The organism is Microbacterium sp. LWH3-1.2, from assembly GCF_040675855.1.
GTDB lineage: Bacteria > Actinomycetota > Actinomycetes > Actinomycetales > Microbacteriaceae > Microbacterium.
On record NZ_JBEGIK010000001.1, the window covers coordinates 1,505,965 to 1,526,537 of the forward strand.

A 20,573-nucleotide genomic window follows, 5' to 3' on the forward strand; every position below is an offset into this window, starting at 1 on the left:
CGACCCGGCCATGTTCCACCGTGCCTCGAACATTTGTCCCATTCATCGATGCTGTTCACGCCCCATGCTCCGACCAGAGATCCCGACCTGGTCAGACGACAGCTTCGTACGAGTCGGCGAAGTGCTCGTCGGGCACGATCCAGCGCTCGCCGCCGGCGCCCTCGACGATCCAGTCTCCGCTCGCCGCGGTCGCGGTTCCCTCGAGCGTCTCGATGCGTTCCGCCGGCTCGGCGCGGCGTGCGTTCACGATCCCGGTGCGGCGCCAGCGCCCGCCGCCCGTGCTCTGGTAGCTCGCAGCGAACTCCGCCGGCCGTACGGACCACGTCCGCTCGCCGTCGCTGACCCGCCAGTCACCGGCCTGCGCCTCCATGACGCTTCCGGATCGCGTGGTCCAGTTCCACGGCGTGTTCACCCGCTCAGCGGTGACCTCGCCACGACGGCGGTAACGACCGTTCCCCGGCGCCCCCGCCCCCGTCCCCGTCCCGAACTCCGCCCCCGCCGCGAACTCCGTCCCCGACGCTCCCGTCCCGAACTCCGCCCCCGCCCCCGCCCCCGCCGCGAACTCCGTCCCCGACGCTCCCGTCCCGAACTCCGCCCCCGCCGCGAACTCCGTCCCCGACGCTCCCGTCCCGAACTCCGCCCCCGCCGCGAACTCCGTCCCCGACGCTCCCGTCCCGAACTCCGCCCCCGCCGCGAACTCCGTCCCCGACGCTCCCGTCCCGAACTCCGCCCCCGCCCCCGCCGCCGCCGCGAACTCCGTCCCCGACGCTCCCGTCCCGAACTCCGTCCCCGACGCTCCCGCCCCGAACTCCGTCCCCGACGCTCCCGTCCCGAACTCCGTCCCCGACGCTCCCGTCCCGAACTCCGCCCCCGCCGCGAACTCCGTCCCCGACGCCCCCGCCCCCGTCCCCGTCCCGAACTCCGCCCCCGCCGCGAACTCCGTCCCCGACGCTCCCGCCGCGAACTCCGTCCCCGGCGCCCCCGCCCCCGCCCCAACCCCCGCGCCAACCACAAACCCCGCGCCGTTCCCCGGCGCCCCCGCCCCCGTCCCCGTCCCGAACTCCGCCCCCGCCGCGAACTCCGTCCCCGACGCTCCCGCCCCGAACTCCGCCCCCGCCGCGAACTCCGTCCCCGACGCTCCCGTCCCGAACTCCGCCCCCGCCGCGAACTCCGTCCCCGACGCTCCCGTCCCGAACTCCGCCCCCGCCCCCGCCCCCGCCGCGAACTCCGTCCCCGACGTTCCCGTCCCGAACTCCGCCCCCGCCCCCGCCCCCGCCGCGAACTCCGTCCCCGACGCTCCCGTCCCGAACTCCGTCCCCGACGCTCCCGTCCCGAACTCCGTCCCCGTCCCGAACTCCGCCCCCGCCCCCGCCCCGAACTCCGTCCCCGGCGCCCCCGCCCCCGTCCCCGTCCCGAACTCCGCTCCCGTCCCGAACTCCGTCCCCGACGCTCCCGCCGCGAACGCCGTCCCCGACGCTCCCGTCCCGAACTCCGCCCCCGCCCCGAACTCCGTCCCCGACGTTCCCGCCCCGAACTCCGCCCCCGCCTCGGCCCCGGGCCCCGTCCCCACCTCCGCCCCCGGCGGGCGGGACGCGTACCCCAGCGCGCGGAGCAGCTCGAGCGCATCCCGCACGGAGCTGCGCGTCTGCGCCCTCCCGTCTTCGTCGAGAGCCGCCCATGGGACGAGCATCGGGTGCGTGCGCCGCGCATCGTCGCGACGCGCGCCGGGCCGCCACCCGGCGGCGAGCAGGGCAGCCCGCCACGACTCGTGCTCGCGTTCGACCATGACGTCGAACTGCTCCGGCGTCGGGGTGACATCTTCCGGGTCGGCGCCCGACGGCAGCCGCCCCCACGTCCTGCCGACGGCGACCGCCGAGGCCAGCGTGGTGCGCACCAGGCGGATGTTGCTCTCCTTGTAGAAGTCGGGCAGTCCCTCATCCCAGGGTCGCCGGACCGGGATAGTGGGATCCTCGCCGTGGTCGGCGAGGAAGTTCGCGTGGGCGACACGGGCGACGCGTTCCCAGCGATCGATGACGCGCGCTTCCCCGAAGCTCAGGGCGAACGGGTACAGGCGCTCCATGACCGGCACGCTCGGAAGGCTGCTGCCCTCGTTCACACGGGCGTAGACCGCCCAGTCCGGGTGCGCCGCGGCAAGCTCCGCAGGGCGAACCCCGGCCCAGGCCGCGCCCACGACGGGCGCCGTCATGACCGCGGGTGATCGCGCGCCCGCGAGCGCGTCGGCGAACCCTTCCGCCATGTCATCGCAGGTGTGGGCGCCGACGCCGGCGCCCACGTTGCCGAACGCGCGCTGGTGGAGTTCGTGCTGTCGACGCAGGGTCGCAGCATCCATCCCCACGATCACGATCTGCGGCAGCGGTGCACCGGCGACACGACGGGCCTTGCGTTCGCGCTCGCGCTGCGCGACCTCTGCTGCGACCGCCAGCACGAGATCGGGGTCGCCGTGCACGGCGACCATGTCGTGGCCGTCGTGCACCCACCGCGCCACCAGCCGCTCCGCGGTCGCCTCGAACACGCTGATGGCGTCGAGCGCCCAGCCGGGCCGGTCGACGTTCTGCCGGCGCCAGTATTCCGCGACCCAGACGTCGTCGATGCGCACGACTGCGCGGATGTCACGAGGAGCGACGGATGCTGCCGCCAGGCCGTCGGCGAGATGCTCGAAGCGGGTGAGATTCACGCTCGCCTCCGGGCCCAGCAGGTAGAGCGCGGTCAGGGCGACGCGTCCGCGCCGGAGGGAGAAGGCGCGGAGGGCGGCGTCGACCGGGTCGGGCCAGCGGAGAAGCACGATGCCCTGCTGGCGATGCGCGGGTGGCGGGGGATCGCTCGCGTCGGCACGCACGACGATCAGCGTGCGGTGCCCCACTCGATCACGGATCCGGGTGGCCGCGCGCAGCGTCACATCGAGCGGGCTGTCGATCACGATGCGCGAGCGGGAGCGTCGCATGCGCAGCACGTCGAGCTGTGATCGGAAGAGAACGGATGCTGCGGCCACGAACCCGAGACCGACCGCGGCGACGGCGAGATACCGGGCGACGAGAAGGGCGAGCGGGGCATGGTCGGGGCAGTCGGCAGTGGTGCCGAAGGGGTCACCGGGGCTTCCCACGAAGACGGCGAGCCCCCAGCTGAGCGGCGTCCAGAACGGCACGCCGTCGCCCGTGCAGGGGAGGTAGGCGGTGAACCCCAGCCCGACGGCGGTGGCGCCCATGAGCACGAGCGCGAGGAGCGGGCGTGCCGACTGCCGCGGGCGTCTTCCCACGAGGATGAACGCGCTGAGCAGTCCACCCCACACGAGGGAGAGCGTGACGATCTGCCACGACTGCGGATCCCAGAACTCGGCGAGCGGCGGCGGGAGCGGCTGATCAGGACGCAGCGCGGCGACCGCCAGCAGCACCACCAGCACGGTGCACGCGGCCGCCGACACGACGATTCCGACCCGCCGCACCGCCGGCCACCACGACACCTCGCTCATGCCGGCTCCGCTTCATGCTCCGCCGCGGCCGGGTTCGCGGCGGCCGGCTCCGCCGCGACCCGCTCCGCCGCGGCCGGCGCCACCGAACCCCGCACCCCGACCGATTCCGCCCGCTCGAGGTCGCCGTTGCCGATCGCGGTGAGCAGCGCCGCGGCATACGACCAGTCCCACCGTCGGCGCGCTCCGTAGGCGGTCCACCCGCGTCCCGGTCGATGCGTCACGATGGTGGTCGCCGAGGGCACGGGCCCGTCGATGAGCTGCCGGAACAGCGGCCACTGCCCGGCGGTCGCGAGGAATCCTCGCCACCGTGCCTCGCGCGCCGACCGCGGCCACGGCGAGATCACCAGGATCACCGGGGGCGCCTCGGACCGCGAGGCGAGGTGTGCGATCTCCCACTCGAGCCCGGCCCGCACCTCGCTCGGCGTCGCCGCGATCACGACGGCGCGTGCGCCGTCGATCCACTTCTCGACCTCGTCGCGCCAGTGGTCGCCGTCGAACGACATCTTCGCCGCGCCGAGATCTTGCATCCGGCGCTTCGTGCCCGCGATGGCGATGACGGGACCCCATCCGCTCAGATGTTCCGCCAGAACTTCCTCGAATCGGGGGCGACCGAAGGGTGAGAACACCTCGAGGAACCCGCGCCGTCCCAGCGACTCGTCGATGCGCAGCCGATCCTCGTCGAACCCGCGCAGGTAGAGGAAGTACGGGCGGTCGTCGTGCATGAGGGTGTCGGCGAGGGAGCGGCGGCCGAGCCGCCGCCCGACCCGGTCGAGCAGGTACGCCAGGAAGATCGGGATCGCCACCATGACGAAGAAGAGCACCACGATGAGCCCGGTGCGCTGCAGGTCCTGCAGCCACAGCAGCGCGAGCGGCAGCAGCCGCGCGGCGCCCTCCGCCTGCGCGAGCAGCTCCTCGATCTGCGCGCGGAACGTGGCCGCGGTCTGCTGCCCGTTGAACCACATGAAGAGCACGGCCAGCAGGTAGAGCATGAGGGTCGACGCCGCGATCAGTGCGGCGAGGCCGCGCAGCAGCATCCCCACCAGTCCTTGCAGCGAGGGCCGACCGCGTCGGCGGGGCGGCCGAATGAGCCGGTGGGGGCGCCACACCAGCTCGAGCAACGCGCCGACGGCGACGAAGACGAGCACGGGCGCCACGAAGAGGGCGACCAGCTGAACGACGAACTGGCCCGAGTACAGTCCGAGCACCGCCACCGCGATCGAGGCGACCGTGCCGACCACGACGACGATGATCCGGCGCACGGTGCGCCCGGTGCGCGTCCGGCGGATCAGCCGGTCGACCGACACGTATGCCGCCGTCGCCTCCGGCTCGGTCGCGGGATCGGCCTCGCGCTGCCGTCGCCGGGCGATCACGCGGCGGGGGATGAGGATCACCAGGTAGGTCGCGATGGGCACCCCGACCAGCACCACCACCGCCCAGAGGGCCTTGTTCCAGTCGGTGAGCGGCTGCACGTCTCCGGTCATCGACGCCGTGATCTCATGCAGGTAGGCGGCGGTGCGCTCGGCGCACCGCGCTTCGTCGGCGTCGGCGCACGACTGCTCGACCTGGATGTACTGGGGTCCTTGAATCCACCACCGGAGGACGCGCGAACCGTTCGCCTCCTGCAGTCGCGTGACGCCGTCGTATCCCGCGATGTACACCAGGCTCAGGCCGGCGCTGTCGGTCACGCGCCAGTAGTCGGCTGAGAGCTCCTGAGCTCGGGCCACCGTCGCACAATCGACCCAGAACACCTTGACCGTCTCGCCGGCCGGATTGACGAACTGCGTGGCGACACCGTCCCCGCACCGCGCGTCGGGGGCGCCCCGCACGGTGGTGTCGGAGGGGAGCGAGAACCGCAGCATCCATGGCCCGTCCTCTTCGGCCGGTGCGAAGTCACGAAGGGGGTCGTCGTCGATCCGCTCCGGCAGCGCCGTCGCGCTCACCGGGGTCGGCGTCAGCGCTGCGAGGGCGCGCGCGTCCTGGCCGCTCGCGTCTTCGCAGGCGACATCGCCCGTTTCGCACGTGCGGCCGACGCCGACGACGTGAGTGCCCTGTGCCCAGACCCGGAACAGCATCGGCGAGGTCTCGGGCGAGACGAATCGTGCGGTGAGCTCGAACCCCTCGCCGAGAGCCGGGGCCACCTCGGGGGCAGGCAGCAAGCCGTAGCCCGACCACTCGGTGCTGACGCGTTCCACCGCTCCCGCCGGCGTGCCGCACTCCATCCAGAACACGCGCACCTTGCCGCCCGACGCGAGTGTCAGGTCGCGCGCCGCGCCGCTCTCGCAGCCCGCGAGCGACTCTTCGGTGAACTCGATGGCGGGGATCCCGGATGCTGCGCCGTCGGCGTCGGGCGGAATCCACGCGGCCAGTGCGTCCTCGATGTCGTCGGTCGCGGCGTGCCCCGTCGGGGCGCTGACGCCGAGCGCGGCGACCGACACGATCGTCGCGAGGAGCACCCGGATCCCACGTCGCATCCCGTCCCCCCAGCGGACTTGAGCGCGATGCTAGCAGCGGGCGCCGGTCTGCGACATGGGTCGGCGTCGCGGCGCGTCCGCCACGCCGCTCGCTGCCCTCGGGCAGCACGGGGCAGGATGAGCGTATGACCGAGAGAATCGTCGTGGGTGTGACGGATGCTGCGGCCAGCCGCCGTGCGGTGGACTGGGCGGCGCAGCGCGCGGCGCAGACGGGGGCGGTGCTCGTCCTGATCGCTGTCACGAAGGACCCCGAGGATTCTGAGGCGGTGTCGGCGGGCGACATCCTTCTCGAGGCCGAGACCGCCCGCCTCTCTGTCGCCATCGCCGATGCGGGGCTGGATGTCGAGGCGCACGCCGAGCGCGGCAACGCGGTCGACCTTCTGGTCGAAGCTTCACGCGACGCCGCGCTGCTCGTGCTCGGCGACCCGCACCCCGGGCACCATTGGGGCGATCACGGCCGGCGAATCGCGGCCGCGGCGCACTGCGCGGTGGCGGTGGTGCCCGATATCGACCTCGAGGGTCGTTCCGGTGTGGTGGTGGGCATCGACAGTTCCGAGGTGACCGCGGCGGCGGTCGTGTTCGCCGCCGCGGAGGCGGTGCATCGGGGCGAGCGTCTGGTCGCCGTCGCCGCGTGGTCTCCGGTGCTGGTGGGTGACGGCGTCATGTCCGGCGTTCCGGGGGCTGACTACGTCGAGCCGCTCGACCTGCAGGAACCGACCGAGGAGTTGGTCGAGCACGCCCTCGCTGCCGTGCGCGCAGCTCACTCCGATCTCTCGATAGCCACGCAGGTGCAGCCCGGTGACGCCGCCCAGCTCCTTCAGGAGGTCGCGTCGGACGCGTCGCTGCTCGTGGTCGGCACACACGGGCGAGGCGCTCTCGCCCGCCTCTTCATCGGCTCGGTGAGCGACGCCGTGCTGACGGATGCCGTGACCCCGACGATCGCAGTCCGCTGAGGCCCGCCCGAGTGCCGGGAGGAATGAGATGACTGAAGCGCAGTGCATCGTGGCCCGACCGCGAGAGCCTGGAGACGATGACGCCCTGCTCGCGGGCTTCGTCGATGCCTTTAACCAGGCCGCCGTGGAACGACGCGTGAACCCGGCGGCTGCGGCGGCATACCTCGGCGAAACTCCGCGGAATGCCCAGATCAGCGACCATCGTTGCCGTTGCGGATTCCCAGTTCGTCGGCGCCGCCTTCTTCCACGCGCGGAGGGGACCTCGCAGAGCAGCACGCAGTGAGCGGAAGTTTGGGGGCGGTTCTAAGCAGGAGCGCGATGGCATCTTCCGGGGCGAGGTCGCGGTTCGTCTTATTCGGTGACCAACGTGTTGCGAGGTGAACTCGATGAAGACGCTGGCCTCGCCGAGCACGGCGCTGCTCCAGCCGATGCTGCGACGGCGGCGACTGTTCCGCCGCCGAGGCCGAGGGTGATCGCCGCCGCCAGGATTGCGCCTCGTCTGCCTCTGTACAAGTGCCCCCGAGCCCGAAGAGAACGCCCGGGGCCGTTTCCTTCCGGCTCCGGGCGGCAGTGCCCCATCTGTGTGCCCCGCAGCGGCGATCCGACCCGCGGGGGGTTGCTTCCGCGTTTTGTCCCGGTTGAGCCCGGTGTTCCGGCGTTTGGGGTCCCGGAGTGTCGCCGTAGAAGTGCCGGACGGTCCCGCGGGAGTCGATGACGAAGAGTGCGTAAAGGGTGACGGCCGCGGTCGAGACGAAGGTCGACGAGCGCGAGCGCGACGGTGACGATGAGACAGATCACAGTGGGGGCGAGATTCCGGTGAAGAAATGGCGCGGGAATGTTGCGCCGTCAAGCTTGGGCATCCGACCGCGAGCCGGCCCGCACCGGGTCTAAGCCTCGGCCTGCGTCCGTGGCTCCTATGCTCATCCCGTAGGCGTTGGGCGTGCTCCGTGAAACATGCTGGTCGCGTACGGATAGCATCGAACACGTGATCGATGGGAGCGGAACCTGAGCCTTGCCGGCGCGGCGGCTCGAGGCGGAGCCGTCACACTGGCCGGACAACTAGCTCGCGCGGGAATCCAATTCGTCAGCATCGCAGTTCTGGCGCGCCTGGTAGACCAGTCCGACTTTGGGCTCGTCACTATGTCGCTCGCGATCATTGGCATCGCGGCAGTGGTGAGCGACTTCGGACTCTCGATGGCTGCAATTCAATCCCAGACGATCACTCAGCAACAACGCAGCAATCTTTTCTGGACTAACACTGCCATCGGTGTCGCCTTGTTTCTGATTGCGCTGATCGCGGCCCCGTGGATCGCGGCGTTTTATGGCGAGCCCGCCGTCACGCCCATCACGCAGGTGCTCGCGGTGACGTTCCTGCTCGGCGCAGTTTCAGCACAATTCCGGGCTGAGGTGTCCATTCGTCTGCGCTTCAAATGGCTCGCCGCAGCCGACGTGGCACCTGCCGCGTTAGCACTGATCGTTGCGATCCTCCTCGCCCTGGGTGGCGCGGGCTACTGGGCACTCGTCGCACAGCAGGTGGTCGTGGCCGCGTTGACGCTCTTGGTGCTCGTGATCGCTGCGGCATGGTTTCCGAGCCTCCCGCGGCGTGGACACCAGATGCGGTCGCTCTACAATTTCGGTGCCAACTCATTCGGCGTCCAAGTGCTGACCTATGTCACTGGAAACATCGACTCCGTGCTGATCGGGCGCGTTTCCGGGCCAGAGCAATTGGGTGTGTACGACCGCGCATACCGGCTCTTCAGCCTGCCCCTGCAGCAGATCGCCGCTCCCATGACACGAGTCGCGATGCCCATTCTCTCGAAGCTACAGGCAGACGCCCGCTACGAGCCGTACCTCCACCGAGCTCAAACCATTCTTGGATACGCGTTCGCCGGGTCCCTTCTCGTGCTCGCCGGGTGCTCGAATCCTCTTATCGAGGTTCTCCTGGGTCCCGGGTGGGGCCTCGCCAAACCGATCTTCGCGGTCCTCGCTATCGGCGGTGTTTTTCAGGGAATCGGCTACGTCTATTACTGGATCTTCCTGTCGCGCGCACTGACTGGCGTGCAACTGCGGTGGTCAGTGATCAGTCGATCGCTGACGGTTGCTTTAATGATTCTCGGCGTCGCCTGGGGGCCAGTGGGTGTGGCTGTGGCCTCCACAGTGGGACAAGCATTGAACTGGTCACTGCTCACGCTGTTTCCGATGCGGCGAGCCGGCATCCAGCGAAGGCCGCTGGTCGTCGCGGCGCTCCGCCCGGTCCTGTTCTTCGCGCCTGCGGCTGTGGGAGCATGGGTGCTCTCTTGGACACTACTCAGCACCATCCCCGCGCTCGTGATGCTCGCAATCCTCCTCGTCGCGAACTTGGCCTACGCGGCGGTTGGGGCGCTTATTCCTCAGATCCGATCGGATTACGCAAGCATCTTGGATACTGTCAAGCGCTTGCGGCGTTGAAAAGGACAATATGCCTGTTGAAGTTGTGCACTGGAATCCGATCCGCCGCCGGGGAGGGGCATTCGGTCAGTTTCTTCCGAAGAGACCCGTCAACAACTTCGGGGATCTGATAGGCCCAGCCCTCGTCGCTCGGATCACCAGCGACATGCGACTGCGCGAGCCCGGGGACAACAAGCGGCTGGTTAGCGTCGGCTCGATCATGCATTTTGCGCGGTCGGGCGACGTAGTTTGGGGAACGGGCATCAACGGTAAAGAACTGTCCAAACCGATCCCGGAGGATCTAGATGTCCGGGCCGTGCGAGGACCGCGGACGCGAGAACTGCTGCAGGCGCGCGGAGTTCATGTTCCCGAGGTCTTCGGTGACCCGGCGCTGCTGTGGTCGCATTTCTGGCCCCTCGACTCCTACATCGCCGAGAACCCGAAGGCTCACCGCCGCGAAGTCACCGTCGTCCCAAATTTCCACGACCTCGGACGAATGCGTGGGCCGCACGTCGTCAGCCCGATCGGGTCTCCGTTCGACGTTGTCCGCCAGATAGCGCTCAGCAAGTTCGTGTGCGGGTCATCGCTACACGGGATCGCGCTCGCCGAGTCCTTCGGTATTCCTGCGCGCTTGATCGTCCCAGGAGCAGAAGCGTCGTTCAAATACGACGACTACTACGCGGGGACCGGACGCCGGACCTACAAGCCGGCGCGCACGGCGGCCGAGGCGATTGATATGGGCGGGGAGCGCGGCCCGGAGTTTGATGCTTCGAAGCTTCTCGGGGCCTTTCCTATGGATCTATGGGACGAGGCTTCCCGATAGATCAGCGATGCGGCGGGGGCCCGGAGGCCTCCTGCGGCGGTGGCAAGGGTCCGCACGTTCCGTTCGCCCGCCTTCACGCAAGACGCTTTTAGTGCGCGCCGTGGCCTGATGATTCATTCCCTGCTACCGCCCCCCACCCGCTTTGACTTGTATCGGAATGGGGCGGTTCGGTTGACGTGCGCTGGCCAAGTCTCTCGCCGAGGCGCTGTACCCGTCCCGCGATCTGTCCGACGTTTGAGTCGCATGGCGGGCTTCTCAACCCCGTAGTAAGTGATCGAGGCGAGAGCGAGCGTGATCACGAATGCGACTCCGAGGCTACGGAGGAGGCCCGGCCACGAATTTTCACCCGCCCAACCGAGTCGTACCATGAGCCAGATTACTGGGAGGTGCCACAGATAGAAGCTATACGAGACGAGGCCAACGTAGCGGAAAGGCAAAGTCTCCAGGACACGGGCGAATATGCCCGGTGACCCGTTGCCCGAAGGGAGAGCGACGAAGAAGATCACGGCTCCAAATGCCGCCGCGTAGGCTGTGTCTCCGAAGTCGCCAGGCGCGAGGCGCGCGGCCACGAAGCCAAACACTGCGGCACTGGCACTTGCGACACGGGCGGGGCGCGCGTGGCGGTGGTTCAGCGTCCCGGTCTCGAAGGCCGCGATCAGGAGGGCAGCGAACATGCCGAAGGCGAAGAGATCCGCGTGGGCGAAGAAGCTACGAGCTAGGACCGCGTACCAATTACCGCCCCACTCGTAGATAAAATCGTTGCCCTCGGGCAGACCATCGAAGATCGATCGCTTCACGAGCTTCCCGATCGCGCCGATAACGAAGATTGCAGCAATCGGAGTCACCGCAGCGACCACTCCCCACGTCATACGGGTCCGCTTCACAATCGCCCATGTGAGAATCGCTACTGCGGGCATAACGACGTAGAAGACAAGTTCCACCGTGAGGCTCCACGCGACACCAAGACCAGTCTTGAGGCTGAATGGGAGCAGCGTCTGCAGCATCGTGAGGTTCATTCCGAGCAGTGCAGGGTCTGTCATGTATCCGACCGTGTCGCGAGTCTCGGTCATCGCGTCGAGTTGCGGCGTTGCGTACGCCACGCCCAGCACCAGCGATACAAGCAGAAGAATCACGATGTAAGCCGGATAGATGCGCAGCAGGCGGTTTGCTGCGTATCGCCCGATGATCGGGAACCGTTCTCCTGTGAGCAGCGCCGTCGCGAACGGCCGGAACAGTAGAAATCCTGAGAGCGCGAAGAACAAGGTGAGGCCGTTCAATGCGACCGCCATTATCGGCGCCGCCGGCCCCCACGACACGGACGGTGCGAGATGCACCTGTGTGTGGCCCACGAGGACACCGATGGCGGCGACGGCACGCAAACCTTCCATGCCGACGATGCGCTTGCCCCATGACGGCTGGAATGCGACCTGTTCTCTAGCCAACGGAATTCCTCCTCGAATCGGCACCGTTTGATGTGCAGTAGCGCGCCGGGTCGCCGGCCGAATAGTTGCGACGCACCCGGCGCGAGGCATGCGCGCGGTACGAGAAGGAGCGCGATTCGTGTTTGCGCATATCAGCCCGAGCCACTGGTCATGGCGACGAGTGCGTCACCGTACGCGGCCTTATGAAGCGCGGCCTGGTTGTTCCATTCTCGGTGAGGAACGATCGGACGACTGCCCGGAAGGGCATCGCTCCGGATCTGAAGCGCCGCTGCGAGGTCACCCGCGGATAGGTCACCGCTGAAAAGATGGACCAATCCCGTTCCGAACAGCTGTTGCAACTCACGTGAACTTGGCGATTCTCGCACGAGCACCGGGGTTCCGAGGTCGAGCGCGAGATTCGCCGACCCTGAATTCTCGAACTTGGTATACGGAAGAACGATGAGACGACTTGCACGGATGTAAGCGATCAGCTCATCATCCGGAATGTGTCGCAGGTCGAGCTGAATGTTCTTTGAGGCTGCGGATACGCTCTCGAGTACCAACCGAAGGTCCTCATCCAGCGGGCGGCCCGCGATCCGCAGGCTGAACGCCTCTTGCTCGGCCACGATGGAGGCCAACCGATCGACACCTTTATAGGGGCGAACGAGCCCGAAGTAGAGCAAGTCCACTGGGGGAACTGTGCCAGTGCCGAGCTCGTGCTTTTCGTACCACGAACCAAGTTCACCGTGTGGTATCACGACCGCTGGGCGACCATTTGGAGCGAAGACGTCAGGGTTCAGATTGATCCAGAGCGTCGTCACCACGTCTAGCTGGCGCAGCAACCAAGCGTCCATGCCTGCGGCTCCTTCGTGCGGCGCACGGTTGTGTACCGTTCGCACCACCGCCGTCCACCGGAGCTTCACACGAACGAGAAGCAGGAGGAAGAGCACTCGGGACACGACGCGACCAATGCGCGTCCGCCGCTGGAGCATCGTCTCGGGCCAGTGAACATGCAGCAGCCGAACACTTCCGCGGAGCAGGCGGCGCCAGGAAAAGAACTCCACTTTGACGCCGGCGTCGTTCAGAGAGGCAACGAGTAAATGCACGTAGGGGTTGGACGCAGCAGTCGGCGGCGTGAAGGACATCATCACGAGATCCGGGGTCGCCCGCTTCATCGGATCACGCCAAGGTAGTTTGTTGCATACGCCACAGGATCTGTCGCGCGCTTAGCTTCCATGCGCGCCGCTTCGCGCATGCCCATGACATCTGTTTCGCGAAGACGTCCCAGCACTCGAGCAAGCGATTGAGCGTCGTCTGCGTGGTAGACGAATCCGGTCACGCCGTCTGCAACGAGCTCGGTGGACCCACCCGAGTCTGGGACGACAACCGTTACCCCGCGTAGTTGGGCCTCCAGGACGGTGCGACCCATGGGCTCTGAAGAATTCGCAACCAGCAGCACATCGAGGTCATCCAGGGCGTAACGCCACGGCCGAGCGCTCTCGATCACAAAGCGCGTTCCCAGCCGGCTCGAACCGAGCTCTTGGAGACTGCGCGCGTAGTCGGAATCGTCGGCAGCGACGTCCCCACGGACGACTACCCGAACGTCCGGCAGTTCCTCGGCCGCGCGTATGAGGAGCGCGGCATTCTTCTGCGGATGGATCCGACCAATCACACCCACGCGGATCGATGCAGATTGAAGGTCGGGCGGATCAAAGCTGATGGGGGAGACGGGGCGGGTCAGCACTCGGACCTTGTTGCGGAGAGGGCGGTGAAGTTGCTGGGCCGTGAACTTGCTGACGGCAACTACCCGATGCGCTCTGATGGAGGCGAGCGATAGCGCCAACCGACCCTTGTGGCGAGTGAGCGTGTCGTGGAGATCAATAACGACGCGGGGACGCCCATGTGGCCACGAAAAGCGGCCTAGAGTCCCGGCTGCAAGTACGTAGGAGAAGATCACGAGAGTGTCGGTGCGACTTGTCCGCGGCGTGACCTGGCCGAAGAAGCGGCGAACGACCGCGCGCCGGCTACCACCTGGAATAGCCACTACTTCCACCGGTGCGTGGGTGATGCGTTGCCATTCATTTGCAAGACCTTCGTCCGTGCAAATCAGCAGCAACTCTTCGCCAAGACCGAGGAGACTCTGGGCGAGAGTAAGCATGCTGCGCTCGGCGCCCCACACTCCGGGCGCAAGCGACAAGAACACCAGTCTGCCGTCGCTCATCTAGCACCGGCCAATCGATATGCGTGGATCGTCGCTTCGCCATAACCTTCGTCGGAGAATCGAGTGCGTTTAGAGAGCGCACCATCGGCGAGTACTCGTAGTGCAGCTGAGTCGCGAAGTACACCCTCGAGGTGGCGGAGCGCTGTCGCCTCGTCGTCCGCGACAATGCCGGTAACGCCGTCGATCACGACGTCATCGACGCCACTGCACCTAACTGCGACTGCGGGGACCCCCAATGCCTGGGCTTGCATCAGCCCGACGGGCATCCCTTCCCACCGCGACGTGAAGTAAATCACGTCGGCGCTTCTAAGTTCGTCGAGGACTTTATTTGGGTCAAGCCATCCACTCGCCGACCACCGGTGCGATGCGTCCGTCGGGGCATCTCCAATCCACCTAAAGGTGGCCATCGACGACAACGCGCTCGCAGCGCGGACAAACCGGTCTGGCCCCTTCTGGGGTGCCCAGCGACCGACGTTTACCACCTTGGGTTGCCGCCGGGTCGCGGGCCGAGCGGGTTCGCCGAGCGACTCAAGGTTGAGCGTGTTCCGAACCGTGATCGCCTTCGCGCGGACGGAGTTCATCGCAACGATCCGCTCATCCTCGGAAACGCACAACGTGAGCGCGGATCTGGACCGCAAGATCCTCTCGACGGCTAGGTACGCGATCCGTGTGCCTTTTCGCTCGTTCGCCCGCAGAAACGAGTAGCCATGTGGCGAATAGATCGTCACGTCCGCGATCCGCACGATCCGCCCAACCAATCCTGCGAATGTCGAATGAAGATGGACGATGTCATACCCGTGTGGCGCCAAATCACCCAGCGCGCGCGCGAGCACAGCGAGTCTCTTCGCTCGCCCCGATTCACGATGCCCCAGGTGAATTAGGTCTACGCCTTCGAGCCGCTCGTCGAGTTCGGCCGATGGGGGTGTTTCGGGGCGATCGACATGAAGTACGGCCACAGAATGGCCCAATTCGCGTTGCGAGGTGGCCATGGCGGCGATTACATCGAGCACTCCCGCTGCAAGCGTCTCTGTCACATGCAGTATCTTCATCGCGCTTCCTGTTCTGCAAGCATGCTCCGATAATGGCCGAGGTATCGAGTTCCTGCCCGGCGGGCATCGAACTCGGACTCGGCCTTTGCATAGGCGAGTCGCGCCGTGCCGGTTGCATCAGACGAGAAATCACCGAGCGCGGCTACGAGAGCCCTTCGTAGATCTACAGGATCGCTGGGCAACGCCAGATACGACTTCTTGATGGCAAGCAGGTCGCAGTCGCCGACGGCTGTTGTCACGACCGGCACCCCTCGAGAAAGTGATTCGATCCCAGCCATCGGCAATGCCTCGCCATAAGCGCTCGCAATTATCAGGCAGATCGACCTATCGATGTGGGGAATAACATCGGCTACCGCACCAAGGACCGTCACATCTACATTGGCGTATTCGGCCAGGAGCTCGACGAGTTGTGCGTTGTCTTCGTCTATCCCGGAGCCAGCAAGGACGAGCTGTGGCTTGGGTGTGGGAAGCGAACTCACTGCCGCCAGCAGATTCCGATGGTCCTTCATGGGATGCCAGCGGGCGAGGCTCGTTATCACTGCGCGGCCGGGCGCCCGGCTCAAGTCGGGAGACCGCAATTCGACGGCGTTCAGGATTACGTCGTCTGGCTCGCGCCCGAGCGAAGCAACCGAGAAGCGGAATGCGCTGGGGGAGCATGCGATAACCCGGCTGCGGAACCGCGAGGTCGCGGCAGTGAGCTTGGTAACAACCCGAGACTGCCAGTTCGACTCGTGACCGCCGCTTGTATGAACGGTCGAGATGTGCGGTACTGATCCGCGCGCAAAGGTCGTCAACAGATCGGACTGCAGGAGGTGCGAATGAACCACGTCAGGTCGGAGAGCCTTGATCGCACGGCGCAACCGGACAGCTCCCAACGGAAGCGCTAAGGCACCAACTGGAAGGTCCAGGTATGTCACGCTAGCAGCGACCGCCTCCACCCGTTCGCTCAAGGTGTCGGTGCCGAGCAGCACGACAACATGAGTCTCTACGTCCGCACGGGAGTGCTCGCTCGCCAGCGTCTCTATCAACGTTTGGGCGCCACCCGTTTCCAGACTGTTGACGATGTGGAGGATTTTCATACGACCTCTTCCGCCGCGGTGTCTCGAGTAGCGGCCAGGCCCAGCGCGACTCCGGGGATCAGCCAGATCATGGAGGCGCTCTCATAGCTGATAGTGAAGCCGGCGACCACGATCCACGCGCCCAGGCCGATGACCCCGACGGCAGGAGTAGAAGACCCAAACTGCCGGACGATCACGAGACAGCACATGAAGAGGATGACCGCGCCTCCGAGCAGGCCGTACTCGAACAGGACGCGCGCCTGGACGCTGTAGACATCGGCCGGAACTTGGACAAACTGATACCCCGCCGGGTCAATCACACCCGAGGTGAAAGCTGTCGTGATCTGGCCTCTGCCCGCGCCTAAGAAAAGCCGTCCCACGTCGGCAACCCAATAGTCAAACGCCACGACGATAGAGCCAAATCTGTCGCCCCAGGAAAAGTTGGACGCTACGCCGCGCTCTTGAAGAATCAGGCTGCCTCCTATGCCCGCGATGACCACCGCAACCACGGCGCGCACCTGGTTCGCGAGGGATCTCCTGGACGTGAGAACCAGCACGACCGCAATGAGCGCAAGGCATACGATCGCGCTTCCCGATGCGCTCAGGAACACGACTACAGCGCCGAGCAGTAGAGCACAGCTATTGAGGCTGGTCAGTCGCTCCCGGGTCCGCCCACGGGCAATCACCACCATCGCGATCAAAGCAAGCGACATCGAGCCCGCCATGAACGATGGCTCGGGAAACTGGGCGAATGGGCGCTGGATGTACGTGATGATTGCGAACGCGTTTGTCTCAACGCTCGCATATCCGCTCGCGCGGTAGAACTCAACAAACGGGATGACGCCGCTGCGTATCGCCGCCAGCTGGACGATACCGAAAAGCGCAGTCCCGATGATGAGCCAGGACAGCAGGGCTGAAAGCGATCGGCGTAACGCGACTATCGCCGCGGCGCCGCCCGCGACCGTAGCCGCGGTCCCAGCCCACATCAGCACGCCGCTTAGAGGAAACGGAGCACCGGTGAAAACAGCAGCGATGGCGCTGACGACGGTCGGTACGACAAACAGAGTCAACACGAAGGAGTCGATCGCGCGGGAACGAGGCGAGGCAAGCCAGGCCAGCGCTCCAACCACCGCAGCTGCCGGGACGCTGGTGGAACCACCTAGTGGCACGGCCAGGTACGGGAGAAACGTCAGAGCGACGAAGGCTCGGGCGAGAAAGATTGACAGGCCGCTGGGATGCCGCAGGACTGCCGGTTCACGTGGCAAATATGACGTCTGCAACTCGGATCCATGCTTCACAGGCGTCGGTACCAACGCTATCGTCCAGATACTCCCGCTCAGACAAAGCTGCGCTCAATGCCTTCGTAAGCGCTTCCACGTCGCCCGGTCGCACGAATGAAACCCGCGGATCGTCCCCGGCCTGCTCGCGGAGGGATGCGAGGTCCGAGGCGATTACCCTCCGCCTCATCTGAATCGCCTTCGCGAGTATCCCGCTCTGAGCCGAGAAGCTCACATACGGGAGCAGGACCACCCTGGCATTGGCGAGAAGATTGGAGAACGTTTCAGCTTCGACGAATCCCAGGCTGACGTCGACTTCAGGCCCAGCCAGTGCCGAGATACTCGCGCCATACTCCTGGGGCTCCGGCTTTCCACGAACAAGTAGCCGAACTCCGGCTGTCCTCGCGGCCGATATTGCAGCCTCCACACCCTTGTTGGGACGAATCTCGCCCAAGCACAGGGCGTAGGGCTCAGCGGCACCCGGCCCCGGTTCTTGAAGCCGACTGTCGCCCGGCAAAGGGACGACTCGCACGGGAGACCGAGTCCACTCGCTTACCGCGTCGGCCTGCCTCTTGCCGTGAACGACAGTTAGGTCAGCGGACGCGGCGGCGCGCCGCTCTTGGCGAAAGAGGTATCGGTCACGCGCGGACGGCTTCAGCGCGTGCGGAGCGGCATTGTGGGCGAAGAACACATGGCGGTCGGCCCCGGTTCTCGAGATTACGCCGTATTTGCTCGTTTCGTACAAGACGTCAACCGGGCCGCGGCTCGCCTGGTCCCTGATCAGGGCGCGGAGCCGAAGCCGATCGCGCCAAGCGTCAATGAACTGAACGACCGCCCTTGCCCTGTTGCGCTCGGTGCGTCGCGGGCTCAGCGCTTCTGTCACGCCAAAGTCATGTCGAAAACCGACGAGAGCTTTCGCGCCTCCGGGACGGGTTACCACCTCAGCATTGCCATAGTGCCCACCCGCCAGCGCGGCATTAGCAAGCTCGCCGGCATGCTCGATCTGGCCGCCGTACTCAGTTGGGCACACAACAACCAACCTGCGACACGGAGCTCCGGTGCGAGCCAGCACGGGCGATGCTGCTGTTTCCTGCCTTGCCATCAATGTGCGCTATCTCCCGGAACTATGACCGCACGCAGAGTCTTGGCCAGAATTGCCAGATCGCCAACCAGTGACCAGTTTTCGACGTAGAAGAGGTCGAGCCTAACCGCGTCGTCCCAGCTAAGCGCGGAACGGCCGCTTACCTGCCACAGTCCGGAGATACCCGGCCGGGCGAGCAGTCTGCGTCGCGCTGCGTGCGAGTAGAGCGCGACTTCGGCTGCGATCTGGGGGCGCGGCCCCACCAGACTCATCGATCCGCCAAGAACATTGAACAACTGGGGCAATTCGTCGAGCGAGTACTTCCTGATTACGCGCCCGATGGGGGTGATGCGTGGGTCGTCCTTGATCTTGAACAGGGGCTGTTCACTCGTTCCCTGTGCTTCGAGAAGAGCCTTTAGCTCTCGATCCGCTCCGACCCGCATCGAGCGGAACTTGAGCATCTCGAATGGCTCCCCCCGGCGCCCTACACGCTCCTGACGGTAGAGAACTGGGCCAGGGCTGGTGGCACGCACCGTAATGGCGACCGCGAGGATGATTGGCGAAAGGGCAACGATGATGAGCGAGGAGGCAACGATATCGAAGGTACGCTTGGCAATCCGCTGGCCGCGGCTGAACCTCGGAGTCTCCACGTGGATCAGCGGTAGCCCGGCTACCGGCCGCGTATGTATGCGTGGTCCGGCGATGTCCACAATGCTGGGCGCGAGCACGAGATGCTGACGGCCCGCTTCGAGTGCCCAGGAGATCTGCTTGACCTTCATGGGGGGCAGGTCATCGGTACTCGTGACTGCAACGGTATCGGCGCCAATCGCAGTGATGGCTCGCTCGACATTGTCGACGCTGCCCATCACCGGCACGGAGGTGCCCGGGATGGTGCCGGCAACCTTGCCCGAAGGCACGCACGCACCGACGACCTGGTAACCGGCGGTCGGGGAGCGGTGAAGTTCGCGCGCGATTGCGCCGACTGATTCCTCCGAGCCGACGAGGAGGACCCTCGCCGAGAAGCGGCCGAGCCAGCGCTGAGCGATGAGCCACTGTCGCCAGAGGGAACGCTCGAGCAGGAGCATGAAGCTGCCCAGTGGTAGGGCGATCAGCAGGTATCCGCGTGCCACGTCAACGCGGAAGAGGAAAGCAAGAATCGCGATCGCGCCGAACAACATGAAGCTCGCGCGGGCAACGCGCACATACTCGGTGTTGCCCGTGCCGATAACTCGATGGTCGCGAGAGTCGATTAGCGAGAGCGCCCACATCCAGGCAATGACCAGGAGCGCCGAGAAGGCCCAGTAGGAGAACTCGTTGAACCTGGAGTCTGCCCGGATGTCGACTTGGGCGTTCCCCCAGCCGAACCAGAGCAACTGCGTGCCGTAGACCGCCCACGTGAGGACGAACAGGTCACTCAGCCAGAGGCGTGTCGCGTATGCGCGGCGCCAAGGACGGCGTTGCTCGGAGGGCAGAGGCGTTTCGACTCGCTTTTTCCTCGCTCGCTCAACGACCGAGAGAGAGGTCGGCGCCGAGTACGAGGCGGACGTTGGAGACCTCGAATCCGAGGGAGACGTCGGGGGGGACCAATCCGAGCGGGACGCCAGGGACGAAGAGCCCGGGGGGGATGCGGGGCTCGCCGAATGAGCGGCTGCCCGTGCCTGGGGATGGGCTGGCGACTCCTTTGGCGCGTCGATGTGGGGATTCGACGTCACGATGCCTTCTCGCTTTTTGTGGTGGATTACCTGGCCACCAGGGGCAGGGTATCAGTTGATTGTTACGGCCGAACAAACGAAAGTGGCGCTCGAGTCCTAGGGGCGTAAAGGCGCCGTCTCCAGTATTAGAGCGTTCTCATCCTGCTCGCGCGCATGTTTCGCTGCGTGGCATCCAGGCTCAGGATTCGCTCAAGGCTTGACGGCGACGGTGGGCTCGTCCGAGTCAATGTGTCGGCGCTGGACGTTGATTTTGACCAGGCTGAGCGGCGTGCTATATCGCGGGCGAATGTGACAAAGGGAGGGGCCGTCGGCTGACGCGCGCGGGCCTGTGCGGGAGTGTATGGGCGTCGCGGGGCGGGGCGGAGGGAGGGGCGGAGGGAGGGGGGGAGGTTCGGAGCGTTTCGACTCGCTCCCCTCGCTCGCTCAACGAGCGAGGGGAGGACGTATCGACTCGCTCGTTCCTCGCTTGCTCAACGAGCGAGGGAGGGGGGTGTGAGGGCGGGGGTGAGGGTGGGAACGGGGAGAGGGGGCGGGACGGGGTTGCGCGGCGGCTCGGGGCGTTTCGAGTCGCTCGCTCAATGAGCGGCGGGAGG

The 20,573-nt window shown here is 66.3% G+C and carries 13 protein-coding genes; 3 read left to right on the forward strand and 10 right to left on the reverse strand.

Features of this window, described 5'->3' with window-relative positions; genetic code table 11:
• Positions 1-91: 91 nt before the first annotated feature.
• Together MRBLWH3_RS07000 and MRBLWH3_RS07005 are read right to left on the reverse strand one after the other, a co-directional pair.
• Positions 92-3,487: a RyR domain-containing protein gene (locus MRBLWH3_RS07000; RefSeq protein WP_363429967.1), complete on the reverse strand. Its 3,396-nt coding sequence runs from the start codon at positions 3,485-3,487 to the stop codon at positions 92-94.
• Positions 3,484-5,958 (reverse strand): hypothetical protein, encoded by a 2,475-nt coding sequence (locus tag MRBLWH3_RS07005; RefSeq protein ID WP_363429969.1) that lies wholly within the window; start codon positions 5,956-5,958, stop codon positions 3,484-3,486. The genes MRBLWH3_RS07000 and MRBLWH3_RS07005 overlap by 4 nt, the downstream gene beginning before the upstream one ends.
• Before the next feature lie 125 nt (positions 5,959-6,083).
• Here MRBLWH3_RS07005 and MRBLWH3_RS07010 point away from each other — a divergent pair, with 125 nt between their 5' ends.
• From MRBLWH3_RS07010 to MRBLWH3_RS07020, 3 genes are all read left to right on the forward strand, one after another.
• Positions 6,084-6,911 carry a universal stress protein gene (locus tag MRBLWH3_RS07010; RefSeq protein WP_363429971.1) on the forward strand — a complete coding sequence of 276 codons (828 nt, stop codon included), beginning with the start codon at positions 6,084-6,086 and terminating at the stop codon, positions 6,909-6,911.
• Positions 6,912-7,916: 1,005 nt separating this feature from the next.
• Positions 7,917-9,359: a lipopolysaccharide biosynthesis protein gene (locus MRBLWH3_RS07015; protein WP_363435345.1), complete on the forward strand. Its 1,443-nt coding sequence runs from the start codon at positions 7,917-7,919 to the stop codon at positions 9,357-9,359.
• A gap of 10 nt (positions 9,360-9,369) precedes the next feature.
• A complete protein-coding gene (locus tag MRBLWH3_RS07020; RefSeq protein ID WP_363429973.1) occupies positions 9,370-10,161 on the forward strand; it encodes a polysaccharide pyruvyl transferase family protein in 792 nt (263 codons plus the stop codon).
• 113 nt (positions 10,162-10,274) lie between these two features.
• Here MRBLWH3_RS07020 and MRBLWH3_RS07025 read toward each other — a convergent pair whose 3' ends face one another.
• The 8 genes from MRBLWH3_RS07025 to MRBLWH3_RS07060 form a co-directional block, all read right to left on the reverse strand.
• Positions 10,275-11,603, reverse strand: coding sequence for an acyltransferase family protein (locus MRBLWH3_RS07025; protein WP_363429975.1), 1,329 nt, complete (start codon positions 11,601-11,603; stop codon positions 10,275-10,277).
• A gap of 131 nt (positions 11,604-11,734) precedes the next feature.
• Complete coding sequence (locus MRBLWH3_RS07030; protein WP_363429977.1) at positions 11,735-12,757, reverse strand: hypothetical protein; 1,023 nt, start codon at positions 12,755-12,757, stop codon at positions 11,735-11,737.
• Positions 12,754-13,803 carry a glycosyltransferase family 4 protein gene (locus MRBLWH3_RS07035; RefSeq protein ID WP_363429979.1) on the reverse strand — a complete coding sequence of 350 codons (1,050 nt, stop codon included), beginning with the start codon at positions 13,801-13,803 and terminating at the stop codon, positions 12,754-12,756. Before MRBLWH3_RS07035 ends, MRBLWH3_RS07030 begins: the two co-directional genes overlap by 4 nt.
• Positions 13,800-14,852 (reverse strand): glycosyltransferase, encoded by a 1,053-nt coding sequence (locus MRBLWH3_RS07040; RefSeq protein ID WP_363429981.1) that lies wholly within the window; start codon positions 14,850-14,852, stop codon positions 13,800-13,802. Before MRBLWH3_RS07040 ends, MRBLWH3_RS07035 begins: the two co-directional genes overlap by 4 nt.
• The gene (locus tag MRBLWH3_RS07045; protein WP_363429983.1) at positions 14,849-15,931 is read right to left on the reverse strand and encodes a glycosyltransferase; all 1,083 of its coding nucleotides are present in this window, start codon (positions 15,929-15,931) and stop codon (positions 14,849-14,851) included. The genes MRBLWH3_RS07040 and MRBLWH3_RS07045 overlap by 4 nt, the downstream gene beginning before the upstream one ends.
• Positions 15,928-17,208, reverse strand: coding sequence for a hypothetical protein (locus MRBLWH3_RS07050; RefSeq protein WP_363429985.1), 1,281 nt, complete (start codon positions 17,206-17,208; stop codon positions 15,928-15,930). Before MRBLWH3_RS07050 ends, MRBLWH3_RS07045 begins: the two co-directional genes overlap by 4 nt.
• On the reverse strand, positions 17,165-18,289 hold the full coding sequence (locus MRBLWH3_RS07055; RefSeq protein WP_363429987.1) for a glycosyltransferase: 1,125 nt from the start codon (positions 18,287-18,289) through the stop codon (positions 17,165-17,167). The genes MRBLWH3_RS07050 and MRBLWH3_RS07055 overlap by 44 nt, the downstream gene beginning before the upstream one ends.
• Positions 18,289-19,872, reverse strand: a complete 1,584-nt coding sequence (locus MRBLWH3_RS07060; protein ID WP_363435348.1) for a sugar transferase — start codon at positions 19,870-19,872, stop codon at positions 18,289-18,291. Before MRBLWH3_RS07060 ends, MRBLWH3_RS07055 begins: the two co-directional genes overlap by 1 nt.
• Positions 19,873-20,573 lie beyond the last annotated feature (701 nt).

Excerpts from the sequence above, each read along its gene's own strand:
- MRBLWH3_RS07045 (WP_363429983.1), bottom strand. The coding sequence starts at position 15,931 with ATGAAAATCCTCCACATCGTCAACAGTCTGGAAACGGGTGGCGCCCAA.
- MRBLWH3_RS07030 (WP_363429977.1), bottom strand. The coding sequence starts at position 12,757 with ATGAAGCGGGCGACCCCGGATCTCGTGATGATGTCCTTCACGCCGCCG.
- MRBLWH3_RS07055 (WP_363429987.1), bottom strand. The coding sequence starts at position 18,289 with ATGGCAAGGCAGGAAACAGCAGCATCGCCCGTGCTGGCTCGCACCGGA.
- MRBLWH3_RS07005 (WP_363429969.1), bottom strand. The coding sequence starts at position 5,958 with ATGCGACGTGGGATCCGGGTGCTCCTCGCGACGATCGTGTCGGTCGCC.
- MRBLWH3_RS07010 (WP_363429971.1), top strand. The coding sequence starts at position 6,084 with ATGACCGAGAGAATCGTCGTGGGTGTGACGGATGCTGCGGCCAGCCGC.
- MRBLWH3_RS07020 (WP_363429973.1), top strand. The coding sequence starts at position 9,370 with ATGCCTGTTGAAGTTGTGCACTGGAATCCGATCCGCCGCCGGGGAGGG.
- MRBLWH3_RS07035 (WP_363429979.1), bottom strand. The coding sequence starts at position 13,803 with ATGAGCGACGGCAGACTGGTGTTCTTGTCGCTTGCGCCCGGAGTGTGG.
- MRBLWH3_RS07000 (WP_363429967.1), bottom strand. The coding sequence starts at position 3,487 with ATGAGCGAGGTGTCGTGGTGGCCGGCGGTGCGGCGGGTCGGAATCGTC.
- MRBLWH3_RS07040 (WP_363429981.1), bottom strand. The coding sequence starts at position 14,852 with ATGAAGATACTGCATGTGACAGAGACGCTTGCAGCGGGAGTGCTCGAT.